Here is a 643-nt window from a genome sequence, read left to right as displayed (position 1 = left end):
GCGGCACTGATTGCTATACCTTTTAGCTACCACTCTCCGGACAGCTATATTGATACCAATGTAAAAGGTACTTTAAATATTGTACAAGCAGCTAAAGATCTAGGGGTAGAGAGAGTATTAGTAACGTCTACCTCCGAGGTGTATGGTACAGCACAATACATTCCGATAGATGAGAAGCACCCACGTCAGCCACAATCTCCTTATTCAGCCTCAAAGATTGGTGCAGATTGTATTGCAGATTCTTTTTACAGGAGTTTTAACCTGCCGCTTACGATAGTGCGACCATTTAATACGTATGGTCCTCGCCAGTCAGCCAGAGCTGTTATTCCTACTATTATCACACAGTTGCTACAAGGTAAGACCGAGATCAAACTGGGAGATATAACACCTACACGCGATCTGCTTTTTGTAAAGGACACAGCCAATGGTTTTGTTGAAATCGCTAAGTCTGATAGCCTTATAGGAGAAGACTGTAACATTGCTACAGAGTCTGAAATAACTGTTGGAGATCTCGCACAGAGCCTGATCAACCAAATTAATCCGGACGCAAGAATTATTCAGGATGATGTTCGTTTAAGGCCTGAGAAGAGCGAGGTATTCCGTTTGTATGGTGCTAACAGTAAAATCAAGAGCCACACAAACT

Annotated in this window: 1 protein-coding gene; it reads left to right on the top strand. The window is 42.5% G+C overall.

Annotation, left to right across the window (positions count from 1 at the left end; genetic code table 11):
* Window positions 1-643 (top strand): GDP-mannose 4,6-dehydratase (locus OB13_RS20600; RefSeq protein WP_461492065.1); only part of this gene is annotated, 643 nt, incomplete at both ends.

It is taken from the genome of Pontibacter sp. HJ8 (genome assembly GCF_054824225.1).
Note: the sequence above shows the minus strand (reverse complement) of the source record. Positions and strands in the feature narration are given on the sequence as shown.